Source organism: Shewanella sp. 0m-6 (genome assembly GCF_052977325.1).
Map to the genome: position 1 here is coordinate 61,596 of NZ_JBRIMD010000024.1, position 10,704 is coordinate 72,299.

General features: G+C 42.5%; 6 protein-coding genes and 5 tRNA genes. 10 read left to right on the forward strand and 1 reads right to left on the reverse strand.

Features of this window, described 5'->3' with window-relative positions:
* The first annotated feature begins 236 nt into the window (after positions 1–236).
* The 3 genes from ACVBJC_RS16210 to ACVBJC_RS16220 all read left to right on the forward strand — a co-directional run bounded on the left by ACVBJC_RS16210 (position 237) and on the right by ACVBJC_RS16220 (position 5,360).
* The gene (locus tag ACVBJC_RS16210) at positions 237–3,221 is read left to right on the forward strand and encodes a UvrD-helicase domain-containing protein (RefSeq protein ID WP_447161911.1); all 2,985 of its coding nucleotides are present in this window, start codon (positions 237–239) and stop codon (positions 3,219–3,221) included.
* 267 nt (positions 3,222–3,488) lie between these two features.
* Positions 3,489–4,346, forward strand: a complete 858-nt coding sequence (locus ACVBJC_RS16215; RefSeq protein ID WP_447161910.1) for a phospholipase A — start codon at positions 3,489–3,491, stop codon at positions 4,344–4,346.
* A gap of 360 nt (positions 4,347–4,706) precedes the next feature.
* On the forward strand, positions 4,707–5,360 hold the full coding sequence (locus tag ACVBJC_RS16220; protein ID WP_447161909.1) for a CatB-related O-acetyltransferase: 654 nt from the start codon (positions 4,707–4,709) through the stop codon (positions 5,358–5,360).
* A gap of 209 nt (positions 5,361–5,569) precedes the next feature.
* Here ACVBJC_RS16220 and ACVBJC_RS16225 read toward each other — a convergent pair whose 3' ends face one another.
* Positions 5,570–7,180 carry an ABC-F family ATPase gene (locus ACVBJC_RS16225; RefSeq protein ID WP_447161908.1) on the reverse strand — a complete coding sequence of 537 codons (1,611 nt, stop codon included), beginning with the start codon at positions 7,178–7,180 and terminating at the stop codon, positions 5,570–5,572.
* A gap of 340 nt (positions 7,181–7,520) precedes the next feature.
* Here ACVBJC_RS16225 and ACVBJC_RS16230 point away from each other — a divergent pair, with 340 nt between their 5' ends.
* The 7 genes from ACVBJC_RS16230 (at position 7,521) to ACVBJC_RS16260 (ending at position 10,704) form a co-directional block, all read left to right on the forward strand.
* Complete coding sequence (locus ACVBJC_RS16230) at positions 7,521–8,018, forward strand: VF530 family protein (RefSeq protein WP_447161907.1); 498 nt, start codon at positions 7,521–7,523, stop codon at positions 8,016–8,018.
* A 471-nt stretch (positions 8,019–8,489) separates the two neighbouring features.
* Positions 8,490–9,701 (forward strand): MFS transporter, encoded by a 1,212-nt coding sequence (locus ACVBJC_RS16235; protein ID WP_447161906.1) that lies wholly within the window; start codon positions 8,490–8,492, stop codon positions 9,699–9,701.
* 373 nt (positions 9,702–10,074) lie between these two features.
* Positions 10,075–10,151 (forward strand) — tRNA-Met (locus tag ACVBJC_RS16240).
* A gap of 14 nt (positions 10,152–10,165) precedes the next feature.
* Positions 10,166–10,242 (forward strand) — tRNA-Val (locus ACVBJC_RS16245).
* 38 nt (positions 10,243–10,280) lie between these two features.
* Positions 10,281–10,357 (forward strand) — tRNA-Met (locus tag ACVBJC_RS16250).
* Positions 10,358–10,359: 2 nt separating this feature from the next.
* Positions 10,360–10,436 (forward strand) — tRNA-Val (locus tag ACVBJC_RS16255).
* A 194-nt stretch (positions 10,437–10,630) separates the two neighbouring features.
* Positions 10,631–10,704 (forward strand) — tRNA-Met (locus tag ACVBJC_RS16260).

Here is a 10,704-nt window from a genome sequence, read left to right on the forward strand (position 1 = left end):
ATACCGCGCTTAATATGCGGGTTTCGATTCGTTTTTGCGTGGTTTATCACGCTTGAAATGCCTTTTTTACATGTAAAAAAAACTAAAAACGCCAATGCTATCTAGCCTGTTGATTTTATGTACTATTCATTGAGTTCTGCCAGAGGATGTTTTTATGCCGCAGAAACAATTACTGCTATTTGCGCTAGGCATTAGTTGATAATATGCCGCGGTATTTTGTGGTTTCGAGGTAGTCAATGCAGCTTAGGCGACATTCTGTTCAGTTTGGTTTATTGCAGGGGCTCTTTTTCTGTAATAGCGCGCATTTGTGCGATCAAGGTTTAACGATTAACGGTACGCTTTATTCGTATCCTGAGATAGATAAAACGGTGGAGGTAAAGCGAGGCTGGTTTACTCAAACATTGGTTTGGGGCGACAAGCACTTTAACTTTTTCCACTTGGTTAATTGCAAACCTTTGTTTAGATTAGCGCTTAATAACCGCCTTGAGTTTTGCCGCACGTCTCTTAAGCTAAGCTTCGATAACGTGCTGGTGGACATTGCCGCTTTTGATCGCGCTTTTGGCCAGCATCAGCGATTCTTACGCGACTCTGACAAAAAACGTCTACAGCACCAATTTCAACACTCACGAGAGGCTTTTGATCTGGTTGAGTATTTTACCACGCTAGGGTTTGAGGTGAGTCAACTCAATTGCCGTCTGGCAAAGTTTATCAAGCAACCCGATCTCTTTACCGCAAAATATAATCAATGGTGGCAAACTAAACAGTTGCAAGCCCATGGGCCGTTATTTGACACACTTGAAGCGCACCCGTTAACTCAGTTGCAGCGCCAAGCTTGTGTGATTGATGAAAACAACACCTTAGTGATAGCGGGCGCGGGGACAGGCAAAACCAGTACGCTGGCGGCTAAGGCGGCTTATTTAGTGAGTCAAGGTTTGGCTCGGCCTGAAGAAATATTAATGTTGGCCTACGGCAAAGACGCCAGAGTAGAGCTTGAACAACGTGTGAGCAGTATTGCAGCGCTTTGTGAGCCTAGTGCTGTAAAGATCAGTACTTTTCATGCCTTGGGTAAAGAGATCATTCAGCATGACTTAAATCGCTCGACACTTGATCAAGTACAGGTGTCTGTTCTTGCTAGCGATGAAAAGCAATTCACCCAATTTATTGATCAGCAGATTGACGAGATAGTGGCCGATCCACACATGGCCGATCCAGTAGCCAATTACTTTGGCCGCTATCTTTACCCGCAAGTTAACGAACTCGCATTTAAGTCTGACGGACAATATCGAGCTTATCTTAAAAATAATGAAATCAGAGCACTGTCGGGCGATCTGGTTAAAAGCTTTCAAGAGCTCGCTATCTGTAATTACCTTTATATCCACGGCATTAAATTTGAGTATGAGCCAAAGTACTGCGTGCCTGTAACAGAGCCGGGTAGGTGTGTTTATCAGCCTGACTTTTATATTCCTCAGCTCGATGCCTACTTAGAGCATTTTGGCATTGATAAACAGGGCAATACTCGTCCAGATATCGACAAAGTCGCCTATAACCAAAGCAGGGAGTGGAAGATTGCGCTGCACCAACAGCACAATACCTGTTTGTTGCAAACGTTTAGTTGGCAGGCCGATATTGGCGAGCTAGAAAAAAGCTTAGAAGCGCAATTGTGCGAGCGCTGTGAACAACTCGGCCTGAGTCAAAGTGAGGTGTTTAAACCTATCGCTCCAAATGTACTGTTTGCTCAGGTTAAAGCCTTAGGCATATATCGAAATGTGAGTCGCTTGATGGCAAGCTTTGTCAGCTTGTTTAAGTCATCAGGGATGACTGTTTCTAAACTTGAAGCTTTGAAACTGCCAAAAGCTGACACGAAACAATCAACCCATTATAACCAGGTGAGATGGAAGGCGTTTTTGCATCTATTCAACTGGGTGATTACGCGTTATGACGCGCACCTCACTGCCAATAACACCTTAGATTTCTCAGATATGATCGCCAAGGCGTTAAAAGTGGCTCGATGTAGCGATTTTCATCAACAAACCGCTGAACGTTTCCGCTACAAGTACATCATGGTGGATGAGTTTCAAGATATCTCGCTTGAACGCGCCAATCTCGTTAAAGCGTTAAGGGATGCAAGTCCTGGTTGTGCACTTTTTTGTGTGGGTGATGACTGGCAGGCTATCTATCGTTTTACCGGCAGCGATCTCAGTTTAACCACAGAATTTGAACGCACATTTGGTACCACTCAAACGATTACCTTAGATAAAACCTTTAGATTTAATAATCAGATTGAAAAGGTGGCATCACGGTTTATTCAGGCAAATCCCGTTCAGTTGAAGAAGCAACTTACCACCCATAGCCAGAGCGAAAATCCTGAGGTTTGTTTACTGGTTAATGATAAACAGACAGCCTTAGAGCAAGCTTTTGCAAGCATCACTGAAGCAACGAGTAATAATCATGCAAGTGTGATGCTGATTGGCCGCTTTAAAAGCTCATTAAAAGCGTTAAGTCGCTGGCAAAAACAATATCCTCAGCTTTCCATTTCAGCTATGTCTGCCCACGCTTCAAAAGGTAAGCAGGCTGATTTTGTTATTGTGCTGGATGTGAATGACGATAAATATGGCTTCCCATGTAAAATTGATAACGATCCGATTTTAGAAACCTTGTTACCAACACTCGATAGCTATAAAAACACCGAGGAGCGGCGACTGTTTTACGTTGCGTTATCACGCGCTAAGCAAACGGTTTTTGTGCAAGCTGAGCTGGGTAAAGAGTCGACATTTGTTAGGGAACTTCGTGCTTTTGGCGAGGATGTGCGCTGCTATTTAAGCGATTTAGCGCCTATGTATAACGACTCCTTGTGTTGCCCACAGTGTGGTGAGGGTAAACTTATCCCAAGAGAAGGGCGCTTTGGCCTGTTTTATACTTGCTCGCTGGGTAAAGAGTATTGTGACACTAAGATAGAGGCATGCTCTGTGTGCAACTGTGGCCCAATGCTGCGTAATGACACTCACCATTTTTGTGGCTCAGCAGGCTGCAACCATCAACTTCAAGTCTGCCCAGAATGCCTTTCAGGCAAGCTTATAGTACGTAGCAATAGTAAAAACGGTCAGTCATTTTTAGCCTGCAGTGGCCATAGAAAAGGTGATAAAAATAGTTGTCAGTACACCTGCAATGCAGCAGATTTAACGACTCACGCTGTCGATAAAGTTCAGCGAGATCTGGCTTAATATGGGGCATCACTTGCTAAAACTGTAATTTGTTCAGTTAAAGTGCTAATTTTTCTTCTGAAAAAGTACATCTTGCATAGAATTTGCTACATTGAATGACATAGCTAAAAAGCTGTGCCTTAGCCTTTGGTTTATAAAGCACAAAACCCGAGGAAAGATTTAAAATTAAAATAAATTCAATATATTGGATATTGAGGCGAACTTTTGGCAAATAAGTCGTGATATTGTTGATGAAGATCGCCGTTATTTAATAGGGAGATAAATAACTTGAAGCATAAAACTAATATTAAAACCAATGTCATTTTGCTTGCAAGCTTACTGGTCGCAAGTTCACTCCAGGCAAAAGAGCAGGCGACTATTAGCAACGATATCACCGGCGTAGCGGGGGTAATGCCCCAAGAAGACCTGTATAAACTGACGATATTTGATAATAATTTTGTCTTACCTGTTTATCAAACTCAAGCGGCAAATCAAGCTTACTATGCTCCACAAAACCCAAATAAAGAAGATATCAGCAACACCAATGTCCAGTTTCAGTTCAGTTTAAAATACGGTTTAGCCAATAATATATTGACTGATAATGACGGTCTTTATATCGCTTATAGCCAGATTTCTAACTGGCAAGCTTATGACAAGTCGGCTTATTTTAGAGACTCACAATACCAGCCTCAGGTATTTTGGTTTTGGCAGCACTCTGATGAAAGTGATCTGTGGCAAAGCACTAGCGTTGGTTTTGAGCACCAATCAAATGGTAAAGGTGGCGTGTATGAAAGAAGCTGGAATCGCGTTTACTTAGAGTTTTCACTAGCGTTGAGTGATATTGAGCTTAGCATCAAACCTTGGATTAGAACTGACTTTTCTAATACTGACTATAACCCTGATATTGAAGACTATATGGGTTATGGTTCGGTCAAAGGTGACTGGTACTTTGGCGAACACCAAATTAGTTTGACCTTACGTAACCTGGTAGAAAGTGGCTTTTCTAAAGGTTATGAGGAGCTCAGTTGGCGTTTTCCAATCTATAAGGGGCTAAAAGGTTACTTAAAGCTGCAAAGCGGTTATGGCATGACCATTTCAGATTATAACCATTTTGATAACGCTGTCGGTATTGGTATCGCGTTTTAAGTGAATAATGATGTTATGGTCAAATAGCGGTAGGCTTGTTGCCGCTTAATTTGGCTGGTTACTCACCAGTATGTGCGTGCTGGTGAGCTAACTTTTCTATTTATTCTGCTGATTATTCTTTCTGACGAATAGTGCTAACTAAAATTGCTGATATTATTTCTGATTAATGTTGCAGACTAATGTGAGCCATGCCTTCTGAGAAAAGGCGGAGATCTAGTATTCGGTGATTGTTGTTAGGGGCTTTAGGTGCAGTATTTGCTTTACCTAATCGTTAATAATTAATAGCAAATAGCATAAGACAGAGCCAAACCAAACCAAACCAAACCAAACCAATCTTTCTACATTTTCCTAGGCCTAAAAATGAACGAGTTTACCAGCTGGCTAGAATCTAAAAGGCTTAAAGAGCAAGTCGTTAACCCCAATATTGACGTTGGGGAATATTCTTATTATTCAGGTTTTTATCATGGTAAGTCTTTTGAAGATCAAGCTGTGCGCTATCTGATCGGTGATGGCTCGACCATAGATGTATGGGAAGCGGGAGTCTTTGGCGAAGTCGATAAGTTAATTATTGGAAAATTTTGCTCAATCGCTTCTGGAGCATGTTTTATGCTTGCTGGTAATCAGGGCCACAGACTCGATTGGATCTCGACTTATCCCTTCTCGCGTGATGAGTTTGGTGAAGGGGTGTGCACCGGCTTTGAGCGTGCGGGTAATACGGTGATCGGCAATGATGTTTGGATTGGCTCAGAGGCGATGATCATGCCTGGGGTTACCATTGGTGACGGCGCAGTGATTGGCGCTCGAGCGGTGATCAGTAAAGATGTCGCGCCTTATAGTGTGGTGGTTGGTAATAACAAGTTAGTAAAGTTGCGTTTTACGAGTGACTCGATAGATAAGTTATTAACGTTGAAATGGTGGGATTGGCCGCTAGCAAAGCTTAAAGGCGCAATGCCAATTTTATGCAGTGGTGATATCGACGCTTTATATCAATATCATTTGGAACAATCATCTTAATTAATTTTATGTAATCACTTAAGCGCTTATTCACTTATTCAGTGAGTTATTTATTTAAACCATCACTATTTCAAACTATCAATTATTCAAGCGTTCACTTAAGCAATCAACATAAATCACGCAATAAAAAATGGCGCTAACGTTTAGTTTAGCGCCATTTTAATATGCAGTTTACGGCAACATTATTGCTGCCGTTAACCCCGATCCGCTTAAGCGTTTTTCTTGGCTTCTTGCTCAGCTTGACTCGCCATGTACTCATTAAAAGTACCTTGGAAGTTTATAAGCTTCTTATCTTTTACATCTATGATGCGAGTCGCTAAAGATGATACAAACTCACGATCGTGGCTCACAAAAATAAGCGTGCCTTGGTAGTCTTTAAGCGCATTGTTCAACGCTTCAATCGCTTCCATGTCCATGTGGTTCGTAGGTTCGTCCATGACAAGTACGTTGATATCCATCATCATTAACTTACCGAATAATAGACGGTTTTTCTCACCACCAGAGCAGTTGCGTGCCTTTTTGTTGATATCGTCTTCAGTAAATAGCAAACGGCCTAGCATGCCACGTACCATTAGGTCGTTATGCTTTGGTAAGCGCCACTGCGACATCCAGTCAAATAGAGTTAGGTCATTATCGAAATCTTTGCTGCTGTCTTGCGGGCAATAACCGATAGAGGCATTTTCAGACCATTTGATTACGCCCTGGTTGTTTTGCAGCTCATTAACCAAACAACGTAAGAAAGTAGACTTACCGACACCGTTTTCACCGATAACCGCAAGCTTAGCGCCAGCTTCTAGGATCAGCTCGCCAGCTTGAAATAGCATTTCGCCATCAAAGCCATGGCCAACATCTTCTAGGATGAGCGCTTGACGATGCATTTTCTTGCCTTCATCAAAACGCAGCGATGGTGTCATACGGCTAGACGATTTGACTTCATCAAGGCTGATTTTATCAAGCTTCTTTGCACGAGAACTTGCTTGTTTGGCTTTAGATGCGTTTGCACCAAAACGGTTAACGAAGTCTTGCAGCTCGGTCATTTCAGCGCTTTTCTTAGCGTTACCAGCTAATAATTGCTCCTGGATCAACGAAGAAGCTTCTAAGAAGTACTCGTAGTTACCTGGGTAAACACGTAGCTCGCCGTAATCGATATCGGCCATGTGCGTACAAACAGTGTTTAAGAAGTGTCTGTCGTGCGAGATGATGATCATGGTGCACTTACGCTTATTCAGCTCTTCAGCCAACCAGTTAATGGTGTGAATATCCAAGTTGTTGGTTGGTTCGTCAAGAAGCAAGATATCTGGATTTGAGAACAGTGCTTGTGCCAAAAGTACACGTAGCTTCTTACCTGGAGCGACCTGGCTCATCAAGCCAAAGTGGAACTCTTCATCAATGCCTGCTTCAAGTAGAATTTCGCCCGCGCGACTTTCTGCACTGTAGCCGTCCATTTCAGCAAACTCACTTTCAAGTTCACCCACTTTCATGCCATCTTCTTCAGTCATGTCTGGTAGTGAATAGATGCGCTCGCGTTCTTGCTTAATTTCCCACAGCTTAGCATCGCCTTGAATAACAGCATCGATAACACTGTATTGTTCGAATGCAAATTGGTTCTGGCTCAAGGTACCTACTTTTTGGCCCGGAGTAATTGAGACGTTACCTGAGGTTGGCGCAAGCTCACCACTTAGGATCTTCATGAAGGTGGATTTACCACAACCATTTGCGCCAATTAAGCCGTAGCGATTGCCGTTACCGAACTTAGCGGAAATGTTTTCGAATAATGGCTCTGGGCCAAACTGCATCGTGATGTTTGCGGTAGAAATCAAAAGAGTATCCTGAGTGATTAATAAAACGTGAAAGCCAAAGACGTAAACAGGTTACGGAGAGTAAACCTGCTATAGAGGCAAAACAGCCGCGGATTATACAGAGGTAGGTGCTTAGATGTCGAGCAATCATGCAAGCTAAGGCCTGATATTTATCTTGTTTGAGCTTGCTTTAATGAATAAATGCCAGCGCAGAACGATTTGATTGGGTGATAAAGGCTTTTTGTTGTTATTATTAAGGCATTGTTTTGACCAGCGCTATGATTGGTCTGCACTTCTGATTAAATGATTATCATTTTATCGGTGCGTGCACTTTATATTACCTGCGATATTTGGACGTCCCATGATTGAACATCAACAGAATAACCCGCTTCACGGCCTAAAGCTTGAAACCATGCTTACAGAACTTGTGAAGTTTTACGATTATAAGGTGTTGTACGCAGCACTTAAATTGGCATGCTTTAATTTGAATCCGAATATGGAGTCGTGCGTTAAGTTTTTGAAAAAGACCGAATGGGCGAGGGAACGTGTAGAAGCTTTTTACCTATACCGTTTTAAGCGCATGCCAAAAGGCAACGAAGCGCAAATGGAGTTAAAACCACGGGAACGTGGTTTCGCTGATGGTATTGTGCCGCGCAAACCTGAAAAGTTAACCGTGGAACTTGTTGCAGAGATGCGTGCAAAGGCTATGGAAAACTATAAGGAAATGAAGAAAAATGGTCCAAGTCCACGTTACGGTAAAGATAAGCCGAGAGCAAAAGATGCTTACTCGCAAAACCGTAGTAGTGACAAAAAGCGTCCATCAGCGTCTCAAGACCCAACTAACCCTTGGGGTAAGTAACGTACAGTAATTTATTGGCGTAATTATCACTTTTAGTTGAAAGGGGAGTTTCTTAAGGAAACTCCCCTTTTTTATAGTGTATCGAGTTTAAATTTAAGTATCTGCTAGGGTTTGCTTATAGAGCTCTGCGGCTTTATCTCGACTTTGTAGATTGCATCGGTGTGCTACAAGCATCGTTCATTTGTCTGGTTATGCGTTTTATGCATAGTGTTGTTTATCTTTATTCATTTGCCTCATGAAAGACAAGTAAGTAGCATGCGCTTCCTTTTTGTCTAAGCCGTGTTGATCCATGCGTTCACAATCGTTAATTGCGCAACTTATGCGTTTGTCTGCCACATTAGTTTGTACCCTTATTTTAATTAATTACTGCCAACCTCTACTTGATGCATTTAGTCTTAATGCAACAGACGTTGGTTGTCATCAAATGCCACAGAATGCTGATGGGCAACCTACTAAGCAGGTTGTGCAACCATGAGTATATTTAGATTTCCTGCTTTAGTTTGGTTAGGTATTGGGATCCTGATAATCAGTTTGGGTATTCGTCAGTCCTTTGGGATCTTCATGACGCCAATATCAATGAGCTTTGAGGCTGGCCGTGAGTTTTTTAGTTTTGCGATTGCATTGCAAAACTTGCTTTTTGGCATGTTCCAACCTTTTGTTGGGATGGCGGCAGATCGGTTTGGTTCTAAAAAGATCATTATGTGTGGTGCACTCACATATGGTTTGGGCTTATTACTGACCTCAATGTCAACCAGCAGCGAAATGTTCTACTTCTCTATCAGTATGCTAATTGGTTTAGGTTTAAGTGCCACGAGTTATGTTGTGGTACTAGGCGCTGTCGCAAAAGTGGTGCCGGCTGAGCATACGGCGAAAGCGTTTGGCTTAACAACGGCTGCAGGTTCATTTGGTATGTTTGCGGTGATCCCAGGAGCCCAAAGCCTACTTACTCACTTTGATTGGCAAACGGCTTTACAGGTATTTGCCTTGCTGTGTTGCGTGATGTTGGCTTTTGCTTCTTTTATGAAAACAGCAAGAAGCACTCCAAAAAGTAATGAATTAGCCGATACTCAAACTTTATCTGAGGCGCTCAAGCAGGCTTGTACTAATCGAAACTATTGGTTAATTCACCTGGGATTTTTTGTGTGTGGATTTCACGTGATGTTTATTGCGACCCATCTTCCTAGCTACCTAGCAGATAAACACCTTGATAGCTCAACTGCGGCGCTAGCTTTGGCCTACGTGGGCATATTTAATATCTTCGGCTCTTACTTTTGGGGCGTGATGGGGGATAGGTTTAGTAAACGCTACGTTATGAGTGCGCTCTACTTTGTGCGAACAGCTGTTATTGCTGCATTTGTGACTTTACCCGTTACCGACAACACTGCCGCTATGTTTGGTGCAGCGATTGGTTTCTGTTGGTTAGGTACTGTGCCTTTAACATCGGGCTTAGTTAGACAGATTTTTGGTGCTCGTTATTTATCGACACTTTATGGCCTAGTGTTTTTTACTCATCAAGTGGGTAGTTTTTTAGGTGCTTGGATCGGCGGCCGAATATATGATTATTACGGCAGTTATGAACCTATTTGGTGGAGTACCGTAGTTTTAGCGTTTATTGCAGCTTTACTGCATTTACCTATAGATGACAGACCGCTTAAACAAAATTCACTAGCCGTGACTCGTTGAGCGCCTTTATTGAGATTTGCTTTGCTTATGTATAGTGAAGAGCGCAGGCCTAACGTTTAAGCATAAATGGCAAAACGATAGGTAAAACGCATAATATAAGTGACAACCGCAAGCCAAATAGGCCAAAAGCTATAATAGAGAGCAGTCTAATGAATAAATTATCACAAGGTTTAGCCGTAAAAAGGGGCCTTAAACATCCCCCTTTGTAATTGTTTTACTTAAAAATTGGTAAAAGTGCTTAAACGCTACTCGAATTGGGTAGCAAACAACCGCTTGGAAGTTTATTGTGTTTTTTTACTTGCAACAATTACGGTATCGCCATACTATAGCGCTCGTTCCAAGGCAACTGCCAAACGAACAGCAAGAACACAGTCGCGGGATGGAGCAGTTTGGTAGCTCGTCGGGCTCATAACCCGAAGGTCGTTGGTTCAAATCCAGCTCCCGCAACCATTTTCTTGAACAGTACAACCGTAGCTCAGTTGGTTAGAGCACTACCTTGACATGGTAGGGGTCGGTGGTTCGAATCCACTCGGTTGTACCAATTCTTTTATAGAAGAATTAAATCATCTATTATCCTGTCGCGGGATGGAGCAGTTTGGTAGCTCGTCGGGCTCATAACCCGAAGGTCGTTGGTTCAAATCCAGCTCCCGCAACCAATACAACCGTAGCTCAGTTGGTTAGAGCACTACCTTGACATGGTAGGGGTCGGTGGTTCGAATCCACTCGGTTGTACCAATTCTTTTATAGTAGAATCAAAAATCTATTAGTGTTAACCGGATGCGGGTTAGAGCAGCGTTAAAGCTACTCAGGCTCAATTTTCTTGTGTAGAACTTGGCGAATTAATTCCTCCTGCTTCTATAAAGAGAAATTCAGTTTTCTAAAACAATTCTTTGTAAGTAGAATTAAAACAGCTTTCAGCGTTTATCGGACGCGGGATGGAGCAGTATGGTAGCTCGTCGGGCTCATAACCCGAAGGTCGTTGGTTCAAATCCAGCTCCCGCAA